Annotated in this window: 26 protein-coding genes and 3 tRNA genes; 13 read left to right on the top strand and 16 right to left on the bottom strand. The window is 46.3% G+C overall.

What is annotated here, in order from left to right; translation table 11 throughout:
- Window positions 1-49 precede the first annotated feature (49 nt).
- Complete coding sequence (locus RXX31_RS21675; RefSeq protein ID WP_317591751.1) at window positions 50-1,432, bottom strand: MATE family efflux transporter; 1,383 nt, start codon at window positions 1,430-1,432, stop codon at window positions 50-52.
- Window positions 1,433-1,651: 219 nt separating this feature from the next.
- Between RXX31_RS21675 and RXX31_RS21670 the strand changes: the two genes are divergently transcribed.
- From RXX31_RS21670 to RXX31_RS21660, 3 genes are all read left to right on the top strand, one after another.
- The gene (locus RXX31_RS21670) at window positions 1,652-1,942 is read left to right on the top strand and encodes a co-chaperone GroES (RefSeq protein ID WP_005381516.1); all 291 of its coding nucleotides are present in this window, start codon (window positions 1,652-1,654) and stop codon (window positions 1,940-1,942) included.
- A gap of 77 nt (window positions 1,943-2,019) precedes the next feature.
- Complete coding sequence (groL, locus tag RXX31_RS21665; protein ID WP_317591750.1) at window positions 2,020-3,666, top strand: chaperonin GroEL; 1,647 nt, start codon at window positions 2,020-2,022, stop codon at window positions 3,664-3,666.
- A gap of 392 nt (window positions 3,667-4,058) precedes the next feature.
- Window positions 4,059-4,622, top strand: a complete 564-nt coding sequence (locus RXX31_RS21660; protein ID WP_317591749.1) for a VC2662 family protein — start codon at window positions 4,059-4,061, stop codon at window positions 4,620-4,622.
- A 79-nt stretch (window positions 4,623-4,701) separates the two neighbouring features.
- On the opposite strand, the gene RXX31_RS21655 is transcribed toward RXX31_RS21660, so the two are convergent.
- Together RXX31_RS21655 and epmB are read right to left on the bottom strand one after the other, a co-directional pair.
- Window positions 4,702-5,196, bottom strand: coding sequence for an MgtC/SapB family protein (locus RXX31_RS21655; RefSeq protein WP_317591748.1), 495 nt, complete (start codon window positions 5,194-5,196; stop codon window positions 4,702-4,704).
- Between the two features lie 94 nt (window positions 5,197-5,290).
- Complete coding sequence (gene epmB / locus RXX31_RS21650) at window positions 5,291-6,313, bottom strand: EF-P beta-lysylation protein EpmB (protein WP_317591747.1); 1,023 nt, start codon at window positions 6,311-6,313, stop codon at window positions 5,291-5,293.
- Between the two features lie 32 nt (window positions 6,314-6,345).
- Here epmB and efp point away from each other — a divergent pair, with 32 nt between their 5' ends.
- Window positions 6,346-6,912: an elongation factor P gene (gene efp / locus RXX31_RS21645; protein WP_317591746.1), complete on the top strand. Its 567-nt coding sequence runs from the start codon at window positions 6,346-6,348 to the stop codon at window positions 6,910-6,912.
- A 208-nt stretch (window positions 6,913-7,120) separates the two neighbouring features.
- On the opposite strand, the gene frdD is transcribed toward efp, so the two are convergent.
- Genes frdD through frdA form a run of 4 tightly spaced genes read right to left on the bottom strand, consistent with a single transcriptional unit; the run spans window position 7,121 to window position 10,458 of the window.
- A complete protein-coding gene (gene frdD, locus RXX31_RS21640; protein ID WP_237318066.1) occupies window positions 7,121-7,498 on the bottom strand; it encodes a fumarate reductase subunit FrdD in 378 nt (125 codons plus the stop codon).
- Window positions 7,499-7,509: 11 nt separating this feature from the next.
- On the bottom strand, window positions 7,510-7,893 hold the full coding sequence (frdC, locus tag RXX31_RS21635; protein WP_317591745.1) for a fumarate reductase subunit FrdC: 384 nt from the start codon (window positions 7,891-7,893) through the stop codon (window positions 7,510-7,512).
- Window positions 7,886-8,653 (bottom strand): succinate dehydrogenase/fumarate reductase iron-sulfur subunit, encoded by a 768-nt coding sequence (locus tag RXX31_RS21630; protein WP_317591744.1) that lies wholly within the window; start codon window positions 8,651-8,653, stop codon window positions 7,886-7,888. The genes frdC and RXX31_RS21630 overlap by 8 nt, the downstream gene beginning before the upstream one ends.
- Window positions 8,653-10,458 carry a fumarate reductase (quinol) flavoprotein subunit gene (gene frdA / locus RXX31_RS21625; protein ID WP_317591743.1) on the bottom strand — a complete coding sequence of 602 codons (1,806 nt, stop codon included), beginning with the start codon at window positions 10,456-10,458 and terminating at the stop codon, window positions 8,653-8,655. Before frdA ends, RXX31_RS21630 begins: the two co-directional genes overlap by 1 nt.
- Before the next feature lie 426 nt (window positions 10,459-10,884).
- Here frdA and epmA point away from each other — a divergent pair, with 426 nt between their 5' ends.
- From epmA to RXX31_RS21605, 4 genes are all read left to right on the top strand, one after another.
- Complete coding sequence (gene epmA, locus RXX31_RS21620; protein ID WP_317591742.1) at window positions 10,885-11,856, top strand: elongation factor P--(R)-beta-lysine ligase; 972 nt, start codon at window positions 10,885-10,887, stop codon at window positions 11,854-11,856.
- 9 nt (window positions 11,857-11,865) lie between these two features.
- On the top strand, window positions 11,866-12,240 hold the full coding sequence (locus tag RXX31_RS21615) for a VanZ family protein (RefSeq protein WP_317591741.1): 375 nt from the start codon (window positions 11,866-11,868) through the stop codon (window positions 12,238-12,240).
- A 21-nt stretch (window positions 12,241-12,261) separates the two neighbouring features.
- Entirely contained in the window at window positions 12,262-12,897 is a 636-nt protein-coding gene (locus RXX31_RS21610; RefSeq protein WP_317591740.1) for a TetR/AcrR family transcriptional regulator, read from the top strand.
- Window positions 12,898-13,045: 148 nt separating this feature from the next.
- Window positions 13,046-14,002, top strand: a complete 957-nt coding sequence (locus RXX31_RS21605) for a DHH family phosphoesterase (protein ID WP_317591739.1) — start codon at window positions 13,046-13,048, stop codon at window positions 14,000-14,002.
- Window positions 14,003-14,073: 71 nt separating this feature from the next.
- On the opposite strand, the gene RXX31_RS21600 is transcribed toward RXX31_RS21605, so the two are convergent.
- The 5 genes from RXX31_RS21600 to RXX31_RS21580 form a co-directional block, all read right to left on the bottom strand.
- Window positions 14,074-15,222 (bottom strand): murein hydrolase activator EnvC, encoded by a 1,149-nt coding sequence (locus RXX31_RS21600; RefSeq protein WP_317591777.1) that lies wholly within the window; start codon window positions 15,220-15,222, stop codon window positions 14,074-14,076.
- 28 nt (window positions 15,223-15,250) lie between these two features.
- Window positions 15,251-16,072, bottom strand: coding sequence for a serine O-acetyltransferase (cysE, locus tag RXX31_RS21595; RefSeq protein ID WP_317591738.1), 822 nt, complete (start codon window positions 16,070-16,072; stop codon window positions 15,251-15,253).
- Between the two features lie 69 nt (window positions 16,073-16,141).
- The gene (gpsA, locus tag RXX31_RS21590) at window positions 16,142-17,179 is read right to left on the bottom strand and encodes an NAD(P)H-dependent glycerol-3-phosphate dehydrogenase (RefSeq protein WP_317591737.1); all 1,038 of its coding nucleotides are present in this window, start codon (window positions 17,177-17,179) and stop codon (window positions 16,142-16,144) included.
- A gap of 215 nt (window positions 17,180-17,394) precedes the next feature.
- Window positions 17,395-17,865: a protein-export chaperone SecB gene (secB, locus tag RXX31_RS21585; RefSeq protein ID WP_317591736.1), complete on the bottom strand. Its 471-nt coding sequence runs from the start codon at window positions 17,863-17,865 to the stop codon at window positions 17,395-17,397.
- A gap of 217 nt (window positions 17,866-18,082) precedes the next feature.
- Window positions 18,083-18,517 carry a rhodanese-like domain-containing protein gene (locus RXX31_RS21580; protein ID WP_317591735.1) on the bottom strand — a complete coding sequence of 145 codons (435 nt, stop codon included), beginning with the start codon at window positions 18,515-18,517 and terminating at the stop codon, window positions 18,083-18,085.
- Window positions 18,518-19,068: 551 nt separating this feature from the next.
- Between RXX31_RS21580 and gpmM the strand changes: the two genes are divergently transcribed.
- Entirely contained in the window at window positions 19,069-20,601 is a 1,533-nt protein-coding gene (gpmM, locus tag RXX31_RS21575; RefSeq protein ID WP_317591734.1) for a 2,3-bisphosphoglycerate-independent phosphoglycerate mutase, read from the top strand.
- Between the two features lie 72 nt (window positions 20,602-20,673).
- Here gpmM and RXX31_RS21570 read toward each other — a convergent pair whose 3' ends face one another.
- The 4 genes from RXX31_RS21570 to rsgA all read right to left on the bottom strand — a co-directional run bounded on the left by RXX31_RS21570 (window position 20,674) and on the right by rsgA (window position 25,358).
- Window positions 20,674-21,561, bottom strand: coding sequence for a DMT family transporter (locus RXX31_RS21570; RefSeq protein ID WP_317591733.1), 888 nt, complete (start codon window positions 21,559-21,561; stop codon window positions 20,674-20,676).
- Window positions 21,562-21,725: 164 nt separating this feature from the next.
- Window positions 21,726-23,141 carry an SLC13 family permease gene (locus RXX31_RS21565; protein WP_317591732.1) on the bottom strand — a complete coding sequence of 472 codons (1,416 nt, stop codon included), beginning with the start codon at window positions 23,139-23,141 and terminating at the stop codon, window positions 21,726-21,728.
- 178 nt (window positions 23,142-23,319) lie between these two features.
- Complete coding sequence (gene asd, locus RXX31_RS21560; protein ID WP_317591731.1) at window positions 23,320-24,177, bottom strand: archaetidylserine decarboxylase; 858 nt, start codon at window positions 24,175-24,177, stop codon at window positions 23,320-23,322.
- A 116-nt stretch (window positions 24,178-24,293) separates the two neighbouring features.
- The gene (gene rsgA / locus RXX31_RS21555) at window positions 24,294-25,358 is read right to left on the bottom strand and encodes a small ribosomal subunit biogenesis GTPase RsgA (RefSeq protein WP_317591730.1); all 1,065 of its coding nucleotides are present in this window, start codon (window positions 25,356-25,358) and stop codon (window positions 24,294-24,296) included.
- A gap of 129 nt (window positions 25,359-25,487) precedes the next feature.
- On the opposite strand from rsgA, the gene orn reads away from it, so the two are divergent.
- From orn to RXX31_RS21535, 4 genes are all read left to right on the top strand, one after another.
- Window positions 25,488-26,033 (top strand): oligoribonuclease, encoded by a 546-nt coding sequence (orn, locus tag RXX31_RS21550; RefSeq protein ID WP_317591729.1) that lies wholly within the window; start codon window positions 25,488-25,490, stop codon window positions 26,031-26,033.
- 156 nt (window positions 26,034-26,189) lie between these two features.
- A tRNA-Gly gene (locus RXX31_RS21545) sits at window positions 26,190-26,265 on the top strand.
- Between the two features lie 39 nt (window positions 26,266-26,304).
- A tRNA-Met gene (locus RXX31_RS21540) sits at window positions 26,305-26,381 on the top strand.
- A 32-nt stretch (window positions 26,382-26,413) separates the two neighbouring features.
- A tRNA-Gly gene (locus tag RXX31_RS21535) sits at window positions 26,414-26,486 on the top strand.
- The last annotated feature ends 2 nt before the right edge of the window (window positions 26,487-26,488 follow it).

The following is a 26,488-nucleotide window of genomic DNA, read 5'->3' as shown; positions in this document are numbered from 1 at the left end:
TTGTATGTGTCTTTCTGCACTTACTTGGCCAAATCGCTAATGGGGTGCATTAAGAGGAAGCGCCGTATTCGACCAGCATTAACTTTCGCTCGCGCAACGCAAACATATAACCGAGTAACCCGCCTAATATATTTCCTACGGCAATACCGATAAACAGCCCTTCCACATCGTAGAGATAACTGCCGAACCAAGCCGCTGGCAAGGTGAATACGAACAGGCGCATAAAGCTCCATTTAAAAGCATGTAAGGGTTTATGCATCGCATTCAGTCCGCTCACTAAGATCATTACAACCCCTTGGAAACCGTAGCTGAATGGCACAACCAGCAGGTAATGCCAAAGTATATTTTTAACGGCCTCTTCTTGTGAGAACAGGGCGGCAAGCGGAATACTCAATGGTACCATCGCCAGAAAAATCAGCCCCTGAAACACCACTGCAAAACGCATACTGAGGAAGAGCCCTGCGAATGCCCGATGTGGATTGTTAGCACCTAGGTTTTGCGCCATAAAGGGAGTCAGTGCCGAGGTCAGGGACATCAGTACCAAAATCAGTATCGATTCAATTCTCTGTGCGGCCCCATAAGCGGCAACAGCAGCGGTTCCGTGGCTTGATAGCAACATCATCAAAATAGCGCCAGAAAGCGGGTTCATCGCTGTAGACAATGCGGCTGGCGTGCCAATTTTTAAGGTTTGCTGCCAATCTTGTTTGAGTAGACTCAACTGTGGTCGAGCGAGTAACTTTTCGCGTTTTACGAGTAAATAGAAAGAGCCTAACAAAGCGCCCAACCAGCTGAAGGCACTCGCGATCGCAGCGCCTTGAATCCCAAGCTCAGGAAAAGGGCCTAAACCGAAGATTAGAAGTGGATCCAGCATTCCATTGATCAAGCCTGCAATCATCATGATTTTAGCGGGGGTTTTGGTATCACCGGTTGCGCGTATCGCACTGTTACCAGCCATTGGAATCACCAGTAATGGAATAGTGAGATACCAAATGTGCATGTATTGCTCGATGAGTGGCAGCAGATCGTCAGTCGCTCCCAGAAAAGCAAACAGTGGCCGGATAGTTATGAAGCCGATTGATGAGGCGATGGCAACTAACATGACCGCTAAAAGCAGGCCATGAGTGGTAAAACGCGCGGCTTGTGTTGAATATCCCTGACCAAGGAGCCGACCAATATTGGTCGAGAGACCCATACCGATCCCCATCGTTATGCAGTTGACGGCAAAGGTAACCGGGAAGGTATAGCTGATCGCTGCTAATGCTTGCGTTCCGAGTAGAGAGATAAAAAATGTATCGACCAGATTAAACATCAGAATCGCGATCATGCCTATTGTCATCGGTACGGTCATCTTGCGAAGCGTTTCAGGAATAGGCGCACTCAACAAACCATGTTTATCTGTTGCTTGGTGTTCCGGCTTGTTATTTTCCAGCATGTTTAACGTCTATCTGGTGGATAAACTGCAAGGATACAAGAAAGCAGGAAGGTGAGCGAGTGCGCATTTCTCACGCAAACCGTTGCGATCTTTTAACTAAGTCACAAAAAAATCACACTCGCCCCTTGGGATCGTTCGTTCGACCCCTTATATAGTGATCACGTGCCCCAAGTCGGGCAATTATCAAATAAACATGGAAATTTTCAGGAGAGACGACCAATGAACATTCGTCCATTACATGACCGAGTTATCGTTGAACGTAAAGAAGTTGAATCTAAGTCAGCTGGTGGAATCGTTCTGACTGGTTCTGCTGCGGAAAAATCAACTCGCGGTGTTGTTCTAGCTGTAGGCAAAGGCCGCATTCTAGAAAACGGCACAGTGCTACCGCTGGACGTTAAAGTTGGTGATACTGTTATCTTCGCTGAAGGTTACGGCACTAAGACTGAAAAAATCGACGGTAAAGAAGTGCTAGTTATGTCTGAAAACGACATCATGGCAATCGTTGAATAATAGCAATCATTGAGTAATTTTTTGCTCAGATTCAAAAACCAAGTCGAACTTAAAGAATTGTAGAAAGGAAATCAAAGATGGCTGCTAAAGACGTTAAATTTGGTAATGACGCACGAGTTAAGATGCTAGAAGGTGTAAACGTTCTGGCTGACGCGGTAAAAGTGACATTAGGTCCTAAAGGCCGTAACGTCGTTCTAGATAAATCTTTCGGTGCACCAACAATCACTAAAGATGGTGTATCTGTAGCGCGCGAAATCGAACTGGAAGACAAATTCCAGAACATGGGCGCTCAAATGGTTAAAGAAGTAGCATCTAAAGCAAACGATGCTGCAGGTGACGGTACAACAACAGCAACAGTACTAGCGCAATCAATCGTAAACGAAGGTCTGAAAGCAGTAGCAGCGGGTATGAACCCAATGGATCTTAAGCGCGGTATCGACAAAGCAGTGGCAGCAGCAGTTGAGCAGCTAAAAGAGCTTTCTGTTGAATGTAACGACAACAAAGCGATCGCACAGGTAGGTACCATCTCTGCGAATTCAGACGTAAGCGTAGGTAACATCATTGCTGAAGCAATGGAACGTGTTGGCCGCGACGGTGTTATCACTGTTGAAGAAGGTCAGGCGCTACAAGATGAGCTAGACGTAGTAGAAGGTATGCAGTTTGACCGCGGTTACCTTTCTCCTTACTTCATCAACAACCAGGAAGCGGGTTCTGTTGACCTAGAAAACCCATTCATCCTATTGATTGATAAGAAAGTTTCAAACATCCGTGAACTTCTTCCTACACTAGAAGCCGTTGCTAAAGCATCTCGTCCACTGCTAATCATTGCAGAAGACGTAGAAGGTGAAGCGCTAGCAACACTTGTTGTGAACAACATGCGTGGCATCGTGAAAGTGGCAGCAGTAAAAGCGCCTGGTTTTGGTGACCGTCGTAAAGCAATGCTACAAGACATCGCCGTTCTAACTGGCGGTACAGTGATTTCTGAAGAAGTAGGTCTAGAACTTGAAAAAGTAACACTAGAAGACCTAGGTCAGGCGAAGCGCGTTGCGATCACTAAAGAAAACACAACCATCATCGATGGTATCGGTGAAGAAGAGATGATCAATGGCCGTGTTAGCCAGATCCGTCAACAGATTGAAGACGCAACTTCAGACTACGACAAAGAGAAACTACAAGAACGCGTAGCTAAGCTAGCTGGCGGTGTTGCAGTAATTAAAGTTGGTGCAGCAACTGAAGTTGAAATGAAAGAGAAGAAAGACCGCGTAGAAGACGCACTACACGCAACTCGCGCTGCAGTTGAAGAAGGCGTAGTAGCAGGCGGTGGTGTTGCTCTAATCCGTGCGGCATCTAAGATTGTTGACCTACAAGGTGACAACGAAGAGCAAAACGTTGGTATCCGTGTTGCACTACGTGCAATGGAAGCGCCAATCCGTCAAATCACTAAGAACGCTGGTGCTGAAGACTCAGTCGTTGCGAACAACGTGAAAGCGGGCGACGGCAGCTACGGCTACAACGCGGCAACTGGCGAGTACGGCGACATGCTAGAGATGGGTATCCTAGATCCAACTAAAGTAACTCGTAGCGCTCTGCAATTCGCAGCATCGATTGCTGGTCTGATGATCACAACCGAAGCTATGATTACTGACCTACCACAGAAAGACGGCGCAGGCATGCCTGATATGGGCGGCATGGGCGGTATGGGTGGTATGGGCGGCATGATGTAATTTGCTGCTTACCTTGTCGCTGTAACGTCTTATAGCGAAAAGGTAACTGACCAAACCAAGAAGAAGCCGAGGTTTTTACCTCGGCTTTTTTTGTGCTTGTCGTTTGGATCAATAATGCTGTCGATATGCCATCGTTATTTCTATTCGTCGTTTATACAGTGCGATGAGTCGCTCTTGTTTAACTAGATACGTGGCTGAACATGACATCATCATTGTGTGTGGCTGGTACAAGAAATACAGCCGAAAATATTGAAATATGGTCAGTGTGGATTTTTTCTATTATAGTCAACTTGTTAAATATGACATGCGAGTGAAATTTTTTCGTACGATTAGTAGAAAATGAGTACACATACGCTATGTTGTAAGTAATGCTTAATATAACGGAGATAAGAATGAAAAAGCTTTTGACGTCTTTGGCAGTGGTAGCCGCTGTTGCATCACCTGTTGCGCTTGCTGACAGTACTCCTGTGATGTTTTCTACGATCGATCATATTAATGCGCCGTCTCGCTCTGAAGTGGGTGGTGTTCGTTTAGCCGTTCTACATGGGCAGGTTAACGAAGTGAAAGGTGTGGATTTCTCACTACTTGGTATGTCAGAAACGGATCGTACAACAGGTATTAACTTTGGTCTGTTCTTCGGTGCGGCTAAAGTAAACCAGGAAATGAAAGGTGCGTCACTTGGTCTTGTTAACTGGAACCGCGGCCAAACAACAGGTTTGAACCTAGGTGCGGTTAACATTACGAACAACGTAAGAGGTCTTAACTGGAGTGCGGTAAACTACTCTGAGGGCTACACAATGGCGGATGTTGGTCTGGCAAGTATCTCTAAAAAGTCTAACTTCCAGCTAGGTTTCTTCAACATGACAGACCAAATCGACGGTATTCAAATTGGTCTGCTTAACTGTGCGGATAACGGCTTCCTGAAGTGTTTCCCTCTGATTAACTTTGCGAAATAATCTGAAGCCATCGAAATAAGGTTTTAAACCAAAAGACCCCGAATCGATATCGGGGTCTTTTTATATATTAGGTGACGGCTTATTTGATTAAGCGGGATGACTTTCTTCGCTGTATTCTTTGGTGCACACCGCGACGCAGTGATTTGATGTGGCGCTCCGCTTCATCGACGCCCAACAACACGGTTAAAGTCAGCACGGTGATGACCACAGACTGTGATAAGTAACCGAGACCTATCATTAATCCTAATCCGGCTAGCACCCATATGACGGCTGCAGACGTTACGCCGTGGATTTTTCCATCTAGCGTCATCATGACTCCAGCACCAAGAAACCCGACACCTGTAATGATCTGACCAAGTACGCGTGCCTGATCAAGCGTGTTAGGCGATAGGGATACCGCCATCGACATAAAAAGATAGGTGCCTGAAATAATGAGAATCGCTGTACGAATGCCAACCGGTTTACCTCGGGTCTGGCGCTCTATGCCGATCAGTAACCCATTGATGGCACAGCAGAGAAGAGCAGACCAACTAAATGGGCCAAGATCGAAAATTTGTTCGAATGTTGTATGCATCTTGACCTCCAAAGCCGCGGAGTATGCATAGAATTACCTTGTAAAGCGAACAAAAATAAACGCTCGTGACGACAAATTTATTTCGCGTTGTTCTTTATTCTAAATGCAGGTCCAGTGGCGTTTTACTTGGTCTGCCGCCGATTTCTCGCGTAAGTTTTGGTACCAGATAACCAGATACACGTGTAATCACTTCACGCATGATCGTTCTTGCTTCCTCATCGGAAACAAAGTAATGCGCAGCACCTTGAACTTTGTCTAATACATGCAAGTAATAAGGCAAAATGCCGGCATTAAACAGGGCTTCACTCAAGTCAACTTGAGCATCCACGGAGTCATTCACATCTCTGAGCAGTACGCTCTGGTTGAGTAGAGTCACACCTGCTTGTTTGAGTTTGAAAAGTTGCACGGTGAGTTCGGCATTGATTTCATTTGCATGGTTGATGTGCGTGACCAAAATAACTTGCAGGCGGGACGCTCTGAGCATTTGGCATAGCTCATCGGTAATTCGTGCTGGGATCACCACTGGTAATCGGCTGTGAATACGAAGACGCTTGATATGCGGGATTTGCGCAATATGTTCTATTAGCCATTGAAGCTCATCATCTTTCGCCATTAGCGGGTCGCCGCCAGAAAAAATCACTTCATTAAGGTCAGGTTGCTGCGCCATATACTCTAGGCTTTGAGCCCAGGCTTGTTTACCGCTTTTGTTATCCTGATACGGGAAATGTCGACGGAAGCAGTAGCGACAATTCACCGCACAGCCACCTTTCACAATCATCAGGGCACGATTGCGATATTTATGCAGTAAACCAGGAATTTCATTGTCTTGTTCTTCAAGTGGATCGCTGGAATAACCAGAATGTATCTCAAACTCTTCACTTAACGGTAAAACCTGACGTAAAAGAGGGTCTTTGGGATTGCCTTTTTCCATTCGATCGATAAAACTTTGCGGTACACGCTGTGCAAACAGCTTGCGCGCAGCAAACCCGTCTCGCCACGGTGAGGGATCTATTTCCAGTTTTTCGAGCAACTTTGCAGGATCAGAGATCCCATTCGCCAACTGTTTGAGCCAGTTTTGCTCAACAGAATCGACTTTTCGGGTTATTATGTGCGGCATTGAATTTAGCTCTAAGAATGTAAGAGGAAAAAATGGCTACAGTTAGCACCAATGAATTTAAAGGCGGTCTTAAGTTAATGCTTGATAACGAGCCTTGCGTAATTCTGGAAAACGAATACGTTAAACCAGGTAAAGGCCAAGCGTTCAACCGCGTGAAAATTCGTAAACTTCTTTCTGGTAAAGTGCTAGAGAAAACATTCAAGTCTGGTGACACTTGTGAAGTGGCAGACGTAATGGATATCGACCTAGATTATCTATATTCAGACGGTGAATTCTACCACTTTATGAACAATGAAACGTTTGAACAGATCGCTGCAGATGCGAAAGCGGTAGGTGAAAACGCTAAATGGTTGGTAGAAAACAACACTTGTATGATCACTCTTTGGAATGGTAACCCAATTACCGTTACCCCACCAAACTTTGTTGAATTGGAAGTTGTTGATACTGACCCAGGCCTAAAAGGTGACACGCAAGGCACTGGTGGTAAACCAGCAACGCTTTCTACTGGCGCAGTAGTGCGTGTTCCTCTATTCATTGCAATCGGCGAGGTTATCAGAATAGATACTCGTACTGCTGAATACGTAGGTCGTGTGAAGTAAGTTACTGCTTCTTTAGAAAGGTCGCTTCGGCGGCCTTTTTTATTGCCTGTAATTTACCGGACTGTAAGGCGATAGGAACAATAGAGGGTACAGCTCTATAAGTAAAAAGATCATGGGTGGCCAAAAGCTTATAAAGCAAAAAGATCATAGGTGTCCAAAAACAAAAAAAGCTGACATAAAGCCAGCTTTTTATCGTTATAACAGTGTCTTAAATCATGAAGATAAAGATAACTGATAGTGCACTGATAAGGCCTGCGAACGCATAGCATGCCACTTTGCCCACCACACCTGTGTGGAACTTAAGGTCGTGCATGCCGTGGTGAACACGGTGCATTGCATGCCACATTGGCAGCGCTAGTGTACCTATGATAAATAGAGCACCAATGATGCTGGTCGCGAATTCCGATACTCGCTCGTAGCTCATTGCTTCTGCGTCAATCACACCGAGTGGTACAAGGATACCCAGTACAAGTACGGTGATTGGTGTGATCATCGCAAACCAAGTACCGCCGGCACCAAACAGTCCCCACCAGATTGGCTCATCTGAACGTTTTGGCGCTGTATTTACACTATAATTTGGTTTCATTATTCAGCTCCTTACACCACGATGAGAACAATCAGTGAGATGAACGCCACGGCTGCCCACTGAGTCAATACGATGATTTTTTTATCCAGTTCTTTACCTTTTATGCGTATCGGCATTACTTGTGGGAACATGTTAAAAAACGTATGGGCGTGGAACAGGCTACCAAGTAGGGCAACGATGTTAATCGCCACGACGATTGGGTTGGCCATAAATTCTAACCAGCCTTGCCAAGCTTCAGGGCCTTTCACTAGTGAGCCCAGGCCGAAAGTCAGGAAGATAGTAAATAGAATCAGCGGCAGAACAGTCGCTTCTCGAACCATGTAGAAGCGGTAGAACGGATGATCTTTCCACCAAGTGCGTTTTACTTCACGAACGTAAGGTTTACGATTACTCATCCTTTGCCTCCACTGTTTTGGCTGAACCATCTGGTTTCAGCATCGCAATTACGAAGTCCATCGAAGACTCAACTTTACCTTGGTTTACTGCCGCTGCGGGATCCACGCTCTTCGGACAAACTTCAGAGCAGTAACCGACAAACGTACAACCCCAAGCGCCATTCTCACCGTTGATCAGCTTCATACGCTCAGCTTTACCATTATCACGGCTATCTAAGTTATAGCGGTGTGCCAATGTCAGCGCTGCCGGGCCGATGAACTCTGGATTGAGACCGAACTGAGGACACGCGGCGTAACATAGGCCACAGTTGATACAACCAGCAAACTGCTTGTATTTCGCCATTTGCTCAGGCGTTTGTATGTTAGTGCCGTCTTCAGGCTTACGGTCATTACCAATGATGTAAGGTTTGATTGCTTCAAGGCGCTCGATAAACGGCGTCATATCGACGATCAGGTCTTTCTCGATCGGGAAGTTCGCTAATGGTTCGATTTTCAGACCATTTGGGTAGTCACGTAAGAAGCTCTTACATGCTAGTTTAGGCACGCCATTGACCATGATGCCGCACGAGCCACAGATCGCCATTCGACAAGACCAACGATAAGACAAGTCTTTGTCTAGGTTATCTTTGATGTAACCGATCGCGTCGAGCACAGACATGGTTTCGTCGAATGGTACTTCGAAGGTTTGCAAGTGCGGTTCTGCGTCTTTTTCTGGGTCATAACGCAGAATGTCTACTTTCTGAATGCGGTTTGCTGACATTATGCTTGCTCCTCTGCGTTCTTCGCTGCTTCTTCTGCTGCTGCTTTTTCTGCCGCTTCACCGTATAGACGCGCTTTAGGCTGAGATTTAGTGATCGTTACATCGCTGTAATCGATACTTGGCGCTGAATCTGGCTGATAGAAAGCAAGTGAGTGTTTAAGGAAGTTCACGTCGTCACGCTCAGTACAGCCATCGTCTAGGCGTTGGTGCGCACCACGAGATTCTTTACGTAGGATCGCAGAGTGAACCATCGCTTCTGCTACCTCTAGGCCGTAACCAACTTCGATCGCGTAGAGAAGGTCAGTGTTGAACACTTTGCCTTTATCTTTGATGCTGATGCGCTTGTAACGTTGTTTAAGTTCAGTGATCTTATCGATTGTTTCTTGCATAAGATCTTCTTGACGATAGATACCACAACCCGCCTCCATGGTATGACCCATTTCAGTACGGATATCAGCCCAGTTTTCATCACCTTCTTGGTTCATCAGGCTGGCAATGCGCTCTTCTACCGCTTTCACTTGAGCTGCGATAGCATCGTCGTTCCAGCCTTTGAATTCTGCTGCACGTTTCACCGCGTTTTCACCCGCTACGCGGCCAAATACCACAAACTCCGCCAGTGAGTTAGAGCCAAGGCGGTTTGCGCCATGCAAGCCAACAGAAGCACATTCACCCACAGCAAACAGGCCTTTAACGCGAGTCTCACAGCCACCATTCGTTTCGATGCCACCCATGGTGTAGTGCACGGTCGGACGAATTGGAATTGGTTCTTTTGCAGGATCAACGTTCACGTAAGCTTTTGCCAGCTCGCAGATGAATGGTAAACGCTCTTGCAGGTACTCTTCACCTAAGTGGCGAAGATCGAGATGCACAACATCACCAAGAGGGTGTTTGATGGTGTTGCCTTTTTGTTGTTCATGCCAGAAAGCTTGGGAAACTTTGTCTCGAGGACCCAGTTCCATGTATTTGTTTTTCGGTTGACCTACTGGCGTTTCAGGGCCCATGCCGTAGTCTTGCAGGTAACGGTAGCCGTCTTTGTTGACAATAATACCACCCTCGCCACGACAACCCTCAGTCATCAGAATGCCTGTACCAGGAAGGCCAGTAGGGTGGTACTGAACAAATTCCATATCACGCAGTGGAACACCATGACGATAAGCCATTGCCATGCCGTCACCCGTTACGATACCGCCGTTGGTATTACAGTGGTAAACACGTCCCGCACCACCGGTAGCAAGTACAACAGACTTCGCTTTGATGGTAACCAGCTCACCTTCAGACATATGGATCGCAATCAGGCCTTGCACTTCACCATCATCAACAAGAAGATCCAGGACAAAGTACTCATCAAAACGTTTGATGTTGCTGTACTTCATTGAAGTCTGGAATAAGGTATGAAGCATATGGAAGCCGGTTTTATCCGCTGCAAACCAAGTTCGTTCAACCTTCATACCACCAAAGCGGCGAACGTTAACTTCCCCGTTTTCTTTACGGCTCCAAGGGCAACCCCATTGTTCCATTTGGATCATTTCACGGGTTGAGTTTTCTACAAAATATTCAACGACGTCCTGTTCACATAGCCAGTCGCCACCGCCAACGGTATCGTTGAAGTGGTTATCTAAGCTATCTTCATCCTTGATAACTGCTGCTGAGCCACCCTCCGCTGCGACTGTGTGTGAGCGCATAGGGTACACTTTAGAAATCAGAGCAACTTCTAAATCAGGGTTTGCCTCTGCCGCTGCAATAGCAGTACGAAGACCAGCGCCGCCAGCGCCGATGACTGCGATATCTGTGGTGATAGTTTGCACAGTTATCCTCCAGTGAGTGATTGCGGAAATCCGCTTGTTATTGTGATTGTGAGGGGAGCTCTAAGATGCGCTCCCCAAAAGTAGTAGGGATTAGTGTAGTGGAGCTGTATGAGATAAATATTGATGTAATTAGGTTTTTTCTTTGGTAATGCACTTAAGAGCATAAAAATTATAGGTTATGTGATTACTATCACGGCGAGAGTATTTGTAACCTCTAACTGAAATTATTGAGTGTTAATGGAGTGTTGCTTGTTGTTGGCGAGGTTGATAATAGGTTTTGTGGCGAGTGTTGACATTGCTCTGTAGTACGAAAAATTATTGCTTCAAGTTCCGTTATTGCAATGTGAAAATCGGTTCTCGTCGAAAAGAAAAAAGCATGTAGAATGTCGACTTTAGCCGTTAATCCCAAGCTTCGAGAGACTTGTTATGCAAACCAACTGGCAACCGACTGCTTCCATTGAACAACTTCGTCAACGTGCGAGGTTAATCGCCATTATTCGTCAATTTTTTGCCGAGCGACAGGTGATGGAAGTGGATACGCCTGCCATGAGTCACGCGACGGTTACCGATATTCATTTGCATACCTTTCAAACTGAGTTTGTTGGTCCTGGTTATGCAGATGGCAGCAAACTGTTCTTTATGACCAGTCCTGAGTTCCATATGAAACGTTTGTTGGCGGCGGGCAGTGGCTGTATTTATCAGATCAACAAAGCGTTTCGTAACGAAGAGAATGGCCGTCATCATAATCCAGAGTTTACCATGCTGGAATGGTATCGAGTCGGCTTTGACCACCATCAGTTAATGGACGAAATGGATGAGTTGCTACAACGTGTGCTGAATTGTGGTGCAGCTCATCGCATGACTTACCAGCAGGCATTTCTTGATGTTCTAGGTGTGTGCCCACTTGAAGGCTCGATGTCAGAGCTCAAAGTCGTCGCTGGAAAATTGGGCCTTAGTGATATTGCCGAGCCGGAAGATGACCGCGATACTTTACTACAACTTCTGTTTAGTATTGGTGTTGAAAATAAGATCGGTCAGGATGCGCCTGCATTTGTTTATGACTTTCCTGCATCGCAAGCGGCATTAGCAAAAATAAACCCTCAAGATAGCCGTGTGGCTGATCGCTTTGAAGTGTATTTTAAAGGGATTGAACTCGCTAATGGTTTCCATGAGTTAGATAACCCTAAAGAGCAACTTGCACGTTTTGAGCAAGACAATATGAAACGATTGGAAATGGGCATAAAGCCTCAGCCGATTGATTATCATCTTATTGCTGCGCTCGAAGCGGGATTACCGGATTGTGCAGGTGTAGCGTTAGGGGTTGATCGACTCATCATGTTGGCATTAGGCTGTGATCATATTGATCAGGTAACTGCATTTCCGTTCCCTATTGCATAAGGATATTCAATGAACCGAATGATCGGGCGTTTGATTATTTGCGCTTTCGCTGCCGTCATTGCGTATTTATCGTTGAGCTCAGGAGAGCTGCAAAAGTGGGGGTCTTTTACTTACCTCGATAAGCTACAACATTTAATGGCATACACTAGCTTCGCTTTTGTTGCCTGTTGTTGTGTTCGTCATTGGCGCCAACGTTGGGTGCTGGCATTGAGTATTCTGATGTTCAGCGCGATGATTGAATGGCTACAAGGCTATGTCGGTAGAGAAACCTCCTGGTTAGACCTTGTCGCTAATGGCACGGGGATTCTGACTGGTCTGCTAAGTTATCGTATTTGGAGCCTCTATCGACCTAGGTTGGTGAAGTCGCTATACTCGATTCGTTAACGGAAAGGGAATACGATAATAATGAAAACGCGCGACAAAATAGTCTACGCGGCACTGGAGTTGTTTAACCAACATGGTGAGCGAAACATCACCACCAATCACATTGCCGATCACATCGAAATCAGTCCAGGTAATCTTTATTACCACTTTCGCAACAAGCAAGAAATCGTCCGCGAAATCTTTGCGCTTTATTCAGCAGAACTTTTAGAAAGATTTACTCCTCTTAAAGGCTCTCAAGAGAGTCTGACTATGCTGAAGAGCTACCTAGATTCGACCTTTACGCTGATGTGGAAGTACCGCTTTTTCTACGCGAATTTACCAGAGATTTTGTCGCGTGATGAACAACTTCATACTCAATACATTGAGGTGCAGGACAAACTGCAAGCCAATCTGATTGCGATTATGCAGGAGTTCGTTGCCCTCAAATTGCTTGATGTTGATCAGCAGCAGTTAACCTCGCTGGTATGCACGCTGCATTTAATTGCTTGCAGTTGGTTGTCTTATCAATCTGCGATGCTACCTAAATCCAATATTACCGAGCAAATGGTGCGACAAGGCATGCTTCAGATGATCAATGTGGTAAAACCAGTCGCAACGGAGCAAGGGTTGGAGCAGCTATTACTGTTGGAAGATGGCGTAAGTGCTATGCAGGGCTAATTGCGTATTATTTTAAGCTTAATTTAGAGTCGCTCTCTCACTTTCGAGTCGTACCTTGAGTTGACTTGTGGCACACGCTGCGCACAATAGGTGAAAAATCCCAATTGATACTCGGGCAAAACTTCTCGATAAAGGAATTATCATTTCAATGAATTACGACATTTTTAATGGTGATGCAGACGGCATTATCGCTCTACTGCAATTGCGCTTGGCTGATCCTCTCGAAGCCAAATTAGTCACGGGTGTAAAACGCGATATTAAGCTGGTGGAAACCGTGGATGTACAAGCGGGGGATGAGCTGACGGTGCTCGATGTTTCTATGGAAAAGAACATGATAGGTCTGGAACATGCTTTGGCTCAGGGCGCTCATGTTTTTTACGCGGATCATCATAAAGCGGGCGATATTCCACAGCATGGTAACTTAGATGCTCACATCGATCTTGATGCGAATATGTGTACCGCGCTAATTGTGGATAAACTTTTGCAGGGGCGTTTTCATGCTTGGGCCATTACTGCAGCTTACGGTGATAACCTGATTGCCAAAGCCGATGAGTTAGCTGAGCAAGCTGGCTTTTCTATTGAGCAAAAATCGCAACTCAAAGAGTTGGGCACATTGATCAATTACAATGGTTATGGCTCCAAGGTGGATGACTTGCATTTTCATCCTGCTGATTTATATCAAGCGTTGAAGCAATATGCTTCACCATTTGATGTGATTGCTGATAGTGCTTCGCCATTCTACCAGCTTCAAGCTGCTTATCAGCAAGATATGGATGCTGCCCAAGCTATCCCAGCAACTCATGAAAGCGACAAACTGAAGCTGTTTGAATTGCCAGATAATGCAGCGTCACGCCGCATCAGTGGGGTTTATGGTAACTGGTTGGCAAACCAGAATCCGGATTCGGCACATGCTGTTTTAACCGAAAATGCTGATGGCACCTACACCGTTTCTTTGCGTGCGCCACTGAATAACAAGCAAGGTGCGGTTGCGGTTTGTGGGCAGTTTCCTACAGGTGGTGGTCGAGAGGCTGCAGCGGGAATCAATGCCCTACGCAAAGACGACGTGAGTGCGTTTATTGATGCGGTTGAAACGTATTACGCATAACGAATTAATTTCGTTCTTCTACGTGAAAAGGAGCCATCGGCTCCTTTTCTTTTTGTTGGTAGCATCTCTGCTTACAGGCGCTTTAACCAGGATTTCGGGTTTTGTGCTTCACTGTTACGACGAATCTCAAAGTAGAGGGATGCTCTGTCTTGGCCGCCGGTGTCACCAGCAAGAGCAATGACCTCACCAGCCGTCACTCTATCGCCTTCTTTCTTCGTTAGTGCCTGATTGTATCCGTAAAGGGTCATGTCTCCTTTACCGTGGTCGAGGAGTACCACCAAGCCGTAACCTCTTAAGTACTCTGCGAATACGACAGTACCGGGATAAACCGCTTTCACTTGCTGACCATAGTTCGCCGATAGCACCATACCTTTCCAGTTAACCTGACCAGTCTGACGCGTGCCGAAGTTATGCAGAACACTGCCTTTTATTGGCCATGGTAGCTTGCCACGCTGCTTGCCTAACCCATCCATCGGTACGGCATTACGCTTAGCGGCTTTAGCGATTTCTGCCTTAAGACGCGTTTCATTGCGCTGCAACTCTGCCAGATAGCGTTTATCGTTTTTAATGCTGCTCTGAATTTTGCTCAGCGTTTGTTTACGTTTGGATTGCGTGCTTGCCAGCGCAGTCCGTTTTTCAGATTGTTGTTTTAGCAGTTTTTCAATCTGTTCTTTTTCCAGCTCAAGTTGGTTTTTATTATGTTCCAGCTTTTGTGTGGTTTGGGTAATGGCATCAATCACTTTGGAGCGCGCTTTTGCCAAGTGCTGAAAGTACTGGCTAATGCGATCTTCTTCCACGCCTTGATTGAGTAGGTGTCCATTAGCTTTCGCACGCTCGGTTACGTAATAGGTTTGCAGCAGTTGTTTTAGCTCCTCTTCCTGAGCCTGACGTTGCCCCTCTTGTAAGGCAATTTTTTCTTCTAAACTGTTGATGTTTTTGTCGGCTTGAGAGAGCTCTGCTTTGGTCTGTTTTATCTCTCGCTCTAAGCTTGAGATGCCAAGCTCCTGATCTTTCAAGGACTTTTGCAGTTCATTCAGTTGCTTTTCTTGAGAGGTCAGGGCTTTTTTCTGACGATTAATTTCGCTAGAGACGCCTTTAAGCTCTTGCTGGCTGACAGCGGAAGAGGTGATGGGGAACGTGGCAGATAAAGCACAAGTTAATAAAATAGCCGAGCGGAGCACTGGTTGATTTTGTTTTCTCACTTGAGAGTTACCTACCACATTGTTGTTATATAAAGTTAGAGGGTGATTAAATACCATCTCCATGGATAAAGCTTTGAGATTTGCCATTAAAGCCTTGGTCCATATCGAGCGACGGCTTATCCGTTTTTGGACGGCCAACGATTTTAGCTGGTACCCCTGCGACGGTAGTGTGTGGTGGTACCGGTTGTAATACCACAGAGCAAGAGCCAATTTTTGCCCCTTCACCCACTTCGATGTTACCGAGAATTTTTGCACCCGCACCGATCATCACGCCTTCACGGATTTTCGGGTGGCGATCGCCACTTTCTTTACCCGTACCACCGAGCGTCACGTCCTGCAGGATAGATACGTCATCGGAGACCACAGCGGTTTCACCAATCACGATACCCGTTGCGTGGTCGAGCATGATCCCACAGCCAATACGCGCAGCTGGGTGAATATCTACCTGACAAGCAACAGAAATTTGATTCTGCAGGTAAGTCGCCAGTGCATGTCGGCCCTGTGACCATAACCAGTTCGCTACACGATATCCTTGCAGCGCGTGGTAGCCTTTCAAATACAGCAGGGGCATTGAGTACATAGAAACCGCAGGGTCACGATTCACTGTTGCACAAATATCGCAGGCCGCACAGTCGGTAATATTGGGATCGGCGATAAAAGCCTCTTCAATGACTTCCCTCACTGCCATGGCTGGCATCGATGCTGTGTCTAATTTGTTGGCCAAAATGTAACTCAGGGCAGCGCCAAGACTCTCATGTTTGATGATCGTCGCGTGGTAAAAGCTGGCCAGCATTGGCTCCTGCTCTGACATTTCGCGGGCTTCTGCAACAATTTTGTTCCAGACTTTTTGTTTTTCGCAGTGTTTCATTCTCAATATCCTGAGTGTTTCTTCTTCCGTGACCCGACAACTTCTATTCTCAGGTAAGGTTTTAGGGTGCTATTTACCTTCAGACTTTTTGTCACGAGCAAGTAAATCTTGCGCTGCCAGGCGCGCATCCTTCCCTTGATACAATACTTGATAAATTTGGTCAACAATCGGCATCTCAACACCCATGCGCTGAGAGAGCATCCACACCTCTTTGGTGTTGCGATAACCTTCCACAACCTGACCAATTTCTTCCTGCGCGGTATCGACATCTTTGCCTTGACCTAACGCCAAACCAAAACGACGGTTACGTGATTGGTTATCGGTACACGTGAGGACAAGGTCACCTAAACCAGCCATACCCATAAAGGTTTCTGGTTTTGCCCCCAGAGCTGCACCCAAACGAGACATTTCGGCTAAACCTCGTGTGATAAGTGCAGTACGTGCGTTTGCACCAAACCCGATACCGTCTGACATACCAGCGCCGATCGCAATGACATTTTTCACTGCGCCACCAAGCTGCATGCCAATGAAGTCACTGTTGGCGTACACGCGAAATGTTTTGCTACAGTGGATTTTTTCTTGCAGATCAGCAACAAACTCAGCATCTGGTGAGGCAACGGAAATCGCCGTTGGCAGCCCCATGGCCAGCTCTTTCGCGAAAGTTGGGCCAGACAACACTGCCAGCGAGTAGCTTTCTCCGATGATGTCAAAAGCAACGTCTTTTAGCAGGCGGCCTGTTTCTGGCTCAAGACCTTTGGTTGCCCAGCAGATGCGAGTGTCTTCGCGCAAGAAAGGTTTACAGCTTTTCAGTACGATGCCAAAAACATGGCTCGGAACGACAACCAACAAGTCACGACTTGCCTGAACGGCCTTTTCCAAATCCGATTCAATAATCAAGCTTTCTGGAAAATCGATGCCAGGTAAGAATTCATGGTTAGCACGATCTGCTTCAAGGCGTGCCATATGCTCAGGCTCGTGTCCCCAAAGAATGATGTTTGCACCATTACGAGCAAGAGAAATTGCCAGCGAGGTTCCGTAGGAGCCCGCACCAATTACCGTCATTGCGATGTCTTTACCGTAAGCATTGTTGCTATTTGCTTGTGTCATGCTACCGCCTAATCGTTATTCTTCTAGTAGAATCTAGTTCATTATCACCAGATTTTACGCTCTATAGAGGCTAGGAACTAGGGTTTGTTGACCTTAGTAACTTATCAGAAATAAAAAATGCACATTGCATCACTTGATGGACGCTTTGTGCATTTTCTTAGGTATGTGACGCTTTTAGTTGTGTTCAACCAAAGACGTCACTTACAAAGTGTGAATTACGCTTCAGCTTCGCCTTCACCTTGTTGAGCTTGCTGTTGTAGGTAGTTCATGAACAGAGCGTCAAAGTTTACTGGTGCTAGGTTCAGTTGAGGGAACGTACCTTTAACCACTAGGCTTGAGATAGTTTCACGAGCGTATGGGAATAGGATGTTAGGACAGAACGCACCTAGGCAATGCGCTAGTTGACCAGCTTCCATTTGCTCAGCTGTGAAGATACCACCTTGTTGAACTTCACATAGGAACGCTGTTTCTTCTTCGTTCTTAACCGTCACTGTCAGACGTAGAACCACTTCGTAAACGCCTTCACCAAGCTCACGGCTTTGAGTGTCTAGATCGAGTTTAACGTCTGGGTTCCACTCTTTTTGAAAGACTACTGGAGAGTTAGGCGCTTCGAAAGAAACATCTTTTAGGAAGATGCGTTGAATTGCGAAGTTTTGCTGTGCATCTTGTGGTGTAGCTTCTGCCATTTTTAAATCCTTAATAAACATTGGTTGGGTTTAGAATGCCTAAACCCAGAAAACTGGTTTGTCCTGAGACTAACTGAGCAAGTTTACCTTGACTAGATGAAGCGTGTATTACGTGCAAAGCGTCACAACTTAAGGCTTCAACTGCTTTCTATTTGCTCAGTTTTTATTCACGAGGCATTCAGTTGCGATGAAGGCGAGTCTTGCTTGTTACCACGTACTACTTTTTACCGCGTACTAAAGGAAGGTTCGCTTCGTTCCATGCAACCAAACCGTTTTTCAGTAGGCTTACGTTGGTAAAGCCTGCTTTTGCTAGTAGGTTTGCGCTCTCCTGAGCGGTTTGGCCCGTCTTGCATACTAGGATGATTGGGTCTGATTTATGGTTTTCAAGGCTACCGAAGCTACCCGATTTGATATCTGACGGTAAAATGTGAAGTGAGTCAGTGATATGACCTTGTTTGAATTCATCTTTAGTACGAATGTCCACCACAACACCATTTTCACGGTTAATGAGGTGAGTCAGTTGGTTTACGTTGATTTCTTTATAGGCTGCTGTCGCTGACTTCACGATATTCAGGATAAATGCGATAAGAAGACCTACCCAAACCAAAGATAGAATCATGTTCTGTTGGAAAAAATCAATATACTCTTGCATGTCTTGAGCTCTTGCACTGTTGGCGGAAAATTAAAGCAGGAGTATAGCGAGGTTAGGCCTCTTAGGCGAGAGGGTTAAAATTTTCTAACGAATAATTGAGATCTCTACAAATTCATCAAGCCAGAATTACCCTGCCACTGGTCGTGGCTTTATTCATCAACATTTCCTATTGTAGCTATTGGTCTAAGTGACTTCTGTTTTTCAGGAAAAGGAGAACAATAAGCAATAGGTTTGGTCTTTCAAGCAGCAACACATGTCTAAAACGCGACTCGCTTAGAAAGCTCTACTGCTAAAATCGGACGTAAAAATCGAATATCGACCGGGTGTACAAAGCTTGTGGGGAGTGACTATGCTTGTTGGACAGGTTTGCTGACAGAGACTCGTTGTTTCCTAAACTTGTAAGATAACAACGATAAATCGCAAACAATATTTGATCTTACCCTACAGTTTTGGTTAAAAAGTGTAGTAAAATTACGCTAGTTTTGTTTCAAGGTTAGATAGGGCAGTGAAGCCCTACGCCAAAAGTTACTAAATTTGATGAGGTCATCACTATGTCAGCTAAGAAGCCATTGGCTCTAGTTATCCTTGACGGTTACGGTTACCGTGAAGACACAGCAAGTAACGCAATTGCAAATGCGAAAACGCCAGTTATGGATGCATTGATTGCGAATAACCCAAATACTCTAATCTCTGCTTCAGGTATGGATGTTGGCCTTCCTGATGGTCAAATGGGTAACTCAGAAGTTGGTCACACTAACATTGGCGCAGGTCGCGTTGTATACCAAGACCTAACTCGTATTACTAAGTCTATCGCTGACGGCGAGTTCGCAGAAACGCCAGCGTTGGTTGAAGCTATCGACGCCGCTGTGAAAGCTGAGAAGGCCGTACACATCATGGGTCTGATGTCTCCTGGTGGCGTACACTCTCACGAAGATCACATCTACGCTGCGGTTGAAATGGCAGCTGCTCGTGGCGCAGAAAAAATCTACCTACACTGCTTCCTGGACGGTCGTGACACACCACCACGTAGTGCAGAAAACTCGCTACAACGTTTCCAAGATCTATTCGCGAAACTAGGTAAAGGCCGCGTTGCTTCTCTAGTGGGTCGTTACTACGCAATGGACCGTGACAATAACTGGGAGCGTGTTCAAGTTGCTTACGATCTTCTTACTCAAGCGAAAGCTGAGTTCACAGCAGAAACAGCAGTAGCAGGTTTGGAAGCGGCTTACGCTCGTGAAGAAAACGATGAGTTTGTAAAAGCAACAGCAATCAAAGCGGAAGGCGAAGAAGATGCAATCATGCAAGATGGCGATGCCGTTATCTTCATGAACTACCGTGCTGACCGTGCACGTCAAATCACACGCGCATTCGTACCTGAATTCGACGGTTTTGAGCGCGAAGTATTCCCATCACTTAACTTCGTGATGCTGACTCAATACGCAGCAGATATCCCTCTAGCGATCGCATTCCCACCTGCGTCTCTAGAAAACACCTACGGTGAGTGGTTGTCTAAGCAAGGTCAAACTCAGCTACGTATCTCTGAAACAGAGAAATACGCGCACGTGACTTTCTTCTTCAACGGTGGTGTTGAAAGTGAATTTGACGGTGAAGAGCGTCAACTTGTTGCTTCTCCAAAAGTAGCAACTTACGACCTTCAACCAGAAATGAGCTCTCCAGAGCTAACTGAGAAGCTGGTAGCGGCTATTAAATCTGGTAAATACGACACTATCATCTGTAACTACCCGAACGCAGACATGGTTGGTCACACTGGTGTTTACGAAGCGGCTGAAAAAGCGATCGAAGCGCTAGACGAAAGCGTGGGCAAAGTGGTTGAAGCTATCAAAGAAGCGGGCGGTCAGCTACTGATCACGGCAGACCACGGTAACGCAGAAATGATGGTTGACCCGCAAACTGGTGGTACTCACACTGCACACACAAACCTACCAGTACCTCTAATCTACGTAGGTGACAAAGCGGTAGAGTTTAAAGACGGCGGTAAACTGTCTGATCTAGCGCCAACTATGCTTTCTCTTGCTGGCCTGGAAATTCCTGCAGAAATGTCTGGTGACATTCTAGTTAAGTAATTAACTGAAATGCTGAATGATAAAAGCCCGAGTTGATCTCGGGCTTTTTTGTGTCTCGAGATTGTGGGAATTCTACTGGACCAAAATCCCCGCCCCAATCACCGCCAGAGCGGCGCCCAGCCAGGCAAATCTATTTGGTCTGCGCTTGGTATACACCCAGAGCAGGGGCAGCAGCATGATTGGCGTCGTCGAGGACAAGAGTGCCACCATACCGACATTCCCTTCACGCAGCGCGTAAAGAATTAATGTCATTCCCACCGCCATGGCAAGAAAACCGTTCAAAGCGGTAATGCCAAAAACACGCCAGGTAATATGTTGTGTTGGCTTGGCGACTTTTACTCCGATAACCAGCAACAAGCAGTGTGCGACAAAAGCGCTGATCATACGAATCGCAGAGGCTGCAACAGGGTCTACGCTGGTTTGCATCACTGGCTTGGCAATAATGCCACCAAGCGCCTGACATAACGCCGCAGTGAGGCCTAACCCTAAGCCTAACCAAATGTTGCCTTTGACTTCTTCCAGGACATTGTTGGTTTGTCCGCGCCGACCAAAGAATATGGCCATCACAACACCACTGAATACCAATGCAGCGCCGAGCAATTCCATCGAGGTCATGCTTTCACTAAACAGGAAGTACCCAAGGATGGTTGAGAATACGGCATGACAGGAGAACAGCAAACCTGCTTGCCGTGGCCCCATGCGGTTCATACAGGCGAACAGGGCAGTATCGCCGATGAAGATACCAATTAAGCCAGAGGCCATCATTGGCGTGATGTGCTCCACCGACACACTTAACCAACCTCCGGTTACCCAAGCCATGGTCGAAAGGATCACCGCCGTACACCCCATACGCCAGCGGCTATAGGCGAATGCACCCATGTGCTGCGCTGGAATGACGGAAATCAGGCTAGAGATCGCCCATAAAAATGCAGCACAAAGTGCTAGCCATTCATAACCCATAATTGAGTAAAGTCCTGTTGGTTCGGGAGGGGGCATTAATATGCATTAAATTGTATCGATGTAAAAGAACAAGTTAGTGGTAAAGAAAAAGCAGCTTATTCCGCTGCTTTTTGTGAAGTGTCAGTCTGGTTCTGTAACGTAACCAACGTTTTTTGGGTTGATACCTAAAACAGGATAAGTACGGCACCATAAACGATAAACAAGCCGACTAATCCAAGGATAAGACCGACTTTTGCCATGTCTTTACTTTCGATTAAGCCTGTCGAGTAAGCCAGAGAGTTCGGTGGCGTAGAGACGGGTAAAATCATGCCCAGTGATGCAGAGAAGGCCACCACGACCAGCAAGCCCTGGAGCCCACCAATAGAAGCCAGGCTTGGCATGGATACACCGATAGCCGCCGCAATTGGCATTAACAAGTTCGCCGTCGCGGTATTGGACATAAAGTTTGCCATTAGCCAGCAGATAACCGATATCGCGATCACAACGGCAAACGGAGAGAGTGCTTCGTAGTTAATCGCATGGGCTAAGGCTTCAGCTAGGCCCGTTTTATCGAGTGCAATACCAATAGCAATACCACCGGCAACGAGCCACAGCACATCCCAGTTAATTAATTTCAGCTCTTCTTTGCCCATGATGCCCGTTAAGGTGAAGATCGCCAGTGGGATAATAGCGACCACATAGGTGTTCATGCCGTGGGCTTTGGTTGTCATCCACAACAGGATAGTAAGAGCAAACGTTACGTAAACCACATAGGCACGCCAGCTCCTTTTAAAGGTTCCATCTAGCTTCAGCTTCATCTCAGCTTCACTCGAGGGAAAAAGCTTTTGCAGTAAGAACCAGGCGATGGTGAGTTGTATTAAAACAAAAGGTAAACCCATCATCATCCAGCTGAGAAAGTCGATGCTGTTTTCACCAGTCAGGTACTGCAGAGCAATCGCATTGGGTGGCGTACCTATCGGTGTTGCGATACCACCAGTGTTTGCGGCGATAGGAATACATAACACCAGTGCTTTAATGCCTAAGTCACCCTTAGGCGCGGAAGCGACAATTGGACCCAATAGAGCCAGCATCATCACGGTTGTCGCAGTATTGGACATAAACATAGAGAATACAGCGGTGATCAGCATCAGGCCAAGCATGATGAATTTAGGTTGTGTACCAAAGGGTTTGAGCAGAACACGCGCCAGATTGTTGTCGAGATCGTACTTTGACGCTGCAATGGCGAGTGCAAAACCACCCATAAAAAGAATGATGATCGGGGACGAGAAAGCGGAAAAAATGTCGGTGTAGGCGATCAGATCACCGAGGTCGTGACCAGCTGGCGGTACTCGAAAGAGATGCAATCCTTTATCGGAGATCATGATAAGTTCAAGGGCGATGATCAGGATGGAGGTGGCAAAAACAGGAACGGGTTCCAGCACCCAAAGCAGGGCGGCAAGAAGGAAAATAGCCAGTAAACGATGTTGAATTAAAGTCAGATCATCAATAGGAATAGCGTCGATCGGCATCATTAAGACACCCAGTGGAATCAAAAAACACACCAGCAATTTGACCAGCGTACTCACACTCATCTTTGGCATTGGTCGCCCCTTTAAATAGTCACTCCATTGCACAGATTAATTTATTGCGCTTTTAAGTACTTAGAGGCAAGTATGAGTTTGAATATGTCAGGCTGAATTTCGAACAGAGTTTTGTTTTTTATCAATAAAAAAGCCTCCGAATGTGGAGGCTATTGAAATCATTGATTTATCGGGACGGTTACTGTTTGTGAGCGTAAGGAGTGCCCATTAGCGTTGTTTTGCCGTTATCCATGCTTTCATCGAATGTGATGGCATCTTTCGCGAACAAGTTGATAACGGTTGAGCCCAGCTTAAAGCGACCCATCTCTTCACCTTTCTTCAGGGTGACCGCTTTGGTACCTTCTGCAGGGTAGTCCCATTTGTAAATGGTATTGCCGCGAGGAGGTGTAATCGTACCAGCCCAAACCTGCTCAATACTGCCTACGATGGTTGCGCCAACTAGTACCTGAGCCATTGGGCCAAACTCGGTATCGAAAATACAAACGACGCGTTCGTTACGTGCAAAGAGGTTTGGTACGTTTTCTGCTGTCAGTGGGTTTACTGAGAACAGCTCGCCCGGAACGTAAATCATCTGACGCAGAGTGCCGTCACATGGCATGTGTACACGGTGGTAGTCACGAGGTGACAGGTATAGCGTTGCAAATGAGCCTTCTTGGAACTCTTCTGCCAGTTTTGCATCACCGCCAAGCAGTTCTTGTGCAGAAAAGTAGTGGCCTTTTGCCTGGATCAATTGACCATTTTCAATTGGGCCAAACTGACTGACACAAGCATCCGCAGGGTGAGTGATCACCGATTCGTCTTCTGTAATCGGACGCGCGCCTTCTTTAAGTTCACGAACAAAAAACTCGTTGAACGTTTTAAAGTGCTTAGGGTCGGAGTGCTTCGCCTCGTCCATGTTGACATTATAATGTTTGATAAACCAGCGAATGACTGCTGTTGTCAGACCGCCAGCTTTTGCTGAAGCCAGTTTGCCCATCAGGCGGGTTAAGCCATGTTGTGGGATCCAGTACTGCAGTCCAACTTTAATCTTGTCCATCTTTAATTCCGATACTTCTGTTAGATACACGCGTTAGGGCGCGTGATGTTACTGAAATTTAATTTACTTGTCAGTATCCGGTGAAGAATTATTACACAGTTGCGGCGACAATCTGGTTACAGATCCGCTTTCTTATTGCGTGAATATTGACGGTTTGCCTTATTCTCGACCATGCTTTCGAGGATTCGATGGTAGTTTTCAAATCGAACTTCACTGATTTCACCCTTCTCCACGGCTTCTCGCAGAATACAGCCAGGGTCATCATTGTGCTTACAGTCTCGGAATTTGCAGCCGCCAAGGTATGGGCGGAACTCAATGAATGCTTTGGTTACTTCGTCGGCTTCTAAATGCCATAGGCCAAACTCACGCACCCCAGGGGAGTCAATCAGATCGCCACCTGTAGGAATGTGGTACAGACGCGCAGCCGTCGTGGTGTGTTGGCCTAATCCTGAGTTTTCAGAAACTTCGCCCTCTTCCACTTCTTGCTCTAATTCTGGCATAAGTGCATTAACGAGGCTGGATTTACCCACACCAGATTGACCAACAAAGATATTGATGCGATCACGTAACTGAGCTTCTAGCTCCTCAATGCCTTCGCCGGATTTTTTACTGACAAACATCACCTTGTAGCCAATGCGCTGGTATTCTTTCAGCCACTCTTCGTACATTGCACGATCGTCAGCTTCAAGCAGGTCGACTTTGTTCAGAACCAATAAAGGCGCAATGCTGAGTGTCTCTGCCGCAACCAAGTAACGGTCGATGATGTTAAGTGAAAGCTCAGGCAATACGGAAGATACGATCACCATCTGGTCAATGTTCGCCGCGACGGGTTTGAGCCCATCGTAATAGTCCGGACGAGTCAGCATTGAAGTTCGAGGCTCTACGGCTTCTACCACACCAGAAATTCCGGCCATTGATTCAAGGCCTTCTCGCCACAATACTCGGTCTCCAGAAACCAGAGATTCGATACCGCGACGAAGGTTACAGCGTTGAACTTGCCCCGTATCTAAATCTTCAATATCAGCATGTTGGCCAAAACGGGTGATCACCAAGCCCTGTTTACTCGAGCCTAGCATGGCCTCATCCCATTGGATGGACTCATCTTGTTTCTTCAAACGTTTCTGTTGGTTGTTACGAACGCGTCGTACCTGACCTTTGGTTAACTTTTTCTTTTTCGCCACAATTTTGTACTTAATATGAGTTAACTCAAGCTATTGAGCGCGATCGCGACTCAAGTTAGTGAGTATCGTGTTGCAAGTATTTTGAGGTATAGTACCTTTTTTATCGATAAACAAATAGGCGGCGTAACCATGTCCTTTAGCGATCAAAACCTGATATGGGTTGATTTAGAGATGACAGGGCTCGATCCTGAAACACACAAAATCATAGAAATTGCTTCTATTGTCACCGATAGCGAATTAAATATTCTGGCTGAAGGGCCAGTACTTGCAGTCCATCAACCAGAAGATGAACTGGATAAAATGGATGACTGGTGCACCAATACTCATACTGCAAGTGGTTTGGTTGAGCGTGTCCGTAGCAGCAAAACTTCTGAACAAGATGCCGTTGCTCAAACCATTGCTTTCCTGGAGCAGTGGGTGCCTAAGGGGGCTTCACCAATTTGTGGTAACAGCATTGGTCAAGATCGTCGTTTCCTGTACAAGCACATGCCAGAACTAGAAGAATACTTCCACTACCGCTATTTGGATGTCAGCACACTTAAAGAGCTCACTCGTCGATGGAAACCAGAAGTATTAGATGGTTTTTCGAAACAGGGCACACATTTAGCGTTAGATGATATACGTGAGTCTATTGCTGAACTGAAGTACTATCGTGAGACGATCTTTAAGATTTAATTGTTAAGGCTGCGATCTAAATAGTGGTCATTTATGGTTGTTTTGCTTGCTTTTTCACCATTCAGTAAAAAATTAAAGTTTTTTTGAAGGAAGGACTTGCATCACAAAAAAATGCTCTTATAATTCGCAGCCCTGAACAACGGAAACGTTGTGAATGCGACACTAGCTCAGTTGGTAGAGCGCAACCTTGCCAAGGTTGAGGTCACGAGTTCGAACCTCGTGTGTCGCTCCAGTTTGATAGCTCTCATTGTGCTTAACAATGAAATACGGACGCGGGGTGGAGCAGCTTGGTAGCTCGTCGGGCTCATAACCCGAAGGTCGTCGGTTCAAATCCGGCCCCCGCAACCAAATTAAGATTAAACGCACTAGCGGTTAATCATGCGACACTAGCTCAGTTGGTAGAGCGCAACCTTGCCAAGGTTGAGGTCACGAGTTCGAACCTCGTGTGTCGCTCC

The sequence above is a fragment of the Vibrio sp. EA2 genome (assembly GCF_033042495.1).
GTDB lineage: Bacteria > Pseudomonadota > Gammaproteobacteria > Enterobacterales > Vibrionaceae > Vibrio.
This window is presented reverse-complemented; position numbering and strand designations above follow the sequence as displayed.

Bases quoted from the DNA above. Each gene is read 5' to 3' on its own strand.
- secB (WP_317591736.1), bottom strand. From the start codon at position 17,865: ATGGCAGAAGCTACACCACAAGATGCACAGCAAAACTTCGCAATTCAA.
- RXX31_RS21570 (WP_317591733.1), bottom strand. From the start codon at position 21,561: ATGGGTTATGAATGGCTAGCACTTTGTGCTGCATTTTTATGGGCGATC.
- RXX31_RS21675 (WP_317591751.1), bottom strand. From the start codon at position 1,432: ATGCTGGAAAATAACAAGCCGGAACACCAAGCAACAGATAAACATGGT.
- gpsA (WP_317591737.1), bottom strand. From the start codon at position 17,179: ATGACACAAGCAAATAGCAACAATGCTTACGGTAAAGACATCGCAATG.
- RXX31_RS21605 (WP_317591739.1), top strand. From the start codon at position 13,046: ATGAATTACGACATTTTTAATGGTGATGCAGACGGCATTATCGCTCTA.
- asd (WP_317591731.1), bottom strand. From the start codon at position 24,177: ATGGACAAGATTAAAGTTGGACTGCAGTACTGGATCCCACAACATGGC.
- epmB (WP_317591747.1), bottom strand. From the start codon at position 6,313: ATGCCGCACATAATAACCCGAAAAGTCGATTCTGTTGAGCAAAACTGG.
- groL (WP_317591750.1), top strand. From the start codon at position 2,020: ATGGCTGCTAAAGACGTTAAATTTGGTAATGACGCACGAGTTAAGATG.
- gpmM (WP_317591734.1), top strand. From the start codon at position 19,069: ATGTCAGCTAAGAAGCCATTGGCTCTAGTTATCCTTGACGGTTACGGT.
- frdC (WP_317591745.1), bottom strand. From the start codon at position 7,893: ATGAGTAATCGTAAACCTTACGTTCGTGAAGTAAAACGCACTTGGTGG.
- efp (WP_317591746.1), top strand. From the start codon at position 6,346: ATGGCTACAGTTAGCACCAATGAATTTAAAGGCGGTCTTAAGTTAATG.
- RXX31_RS21580 (WP_317591735.1), bottom strand. From the start codon at position 18,517: ATGCAAGAGTATATTGATTTTTTCCAACAGAACATGATTCTATCTTTG.
- RXX31_RS21660 (WP_317591749.1), top strand. From the start codon at position 4,059: ATGAAAAAGCTTTTGACGTCTTTGGCAGTGGTAGCCGCTGTTGCATCA.
- RXX31_RS21610 (WP_317591740.1), top strand. From the start codon at position 12,262: ATGAAAACGCGCGACAAAATAGTCTACGCGGCACTGGAGTTGTTTAAC.
- RXX31_RS21655 (WP_317591748.1), bottom strand. From the start codon at position 5,196: ATGCATACAACATTCGAACAAATTTTCGATCTTGGCCCATTTAGTTGG.
- RXX31_RS21565 (WP_317591732.1), bottom strand. From the start codon at position 23,141: ATGCCAAAGATGAGTGTGAGTACGCTGGTCAAATTGCTGGTGTGTTTT.
- cysE (WP_317591738.1), bottom strand. From the start codon at position 16,072: ATGAAACACTGCGAAAAACAAAAAGTCTGGAACAAAATTGTTGCAGAA.
- orn (WP_317591729.1), top strand. From the start codon at position 25,488: ATGTCCTTTAGCGATCAAAACCTGATATGGGTTGATTTAGAGATGACA.
- RXX31_RS21670 (WP_005381516.1), top strand. From the start codon at position 1,652: ATGAACATTCGTCCATTACATGACCGAGTTATCGTTGAACGTAAAGAA.
- RXX31_RS21630 (WP_317591744.1), bottom strand. From the start codon at position 8,653: ATGTCAGCAAACCGCATTCAGAAAGTAGACATTCTGCGTTATGACCCA.
- RXX31_RS21615 (WP_317591741.1), top strand. From the start codon at position 11,866: ATGAACCGAATGATCGGGCGTTTGATTATTTGCGCTTTCGCTGCCGTC.
- frdD (WP_237318066.1), bottom strand. From the start codon at position 7,498: ATGAAACCAAATTATAGTGTAAATACAGCGCCAAAACGTTCAGATGAG.
- epmA (WP_317591742.1), top strand. From the start codon at position 10,885: ATGCAAACCAACTGGCAACCGACTGCTTCCATTGAACAACTTCGTCAA.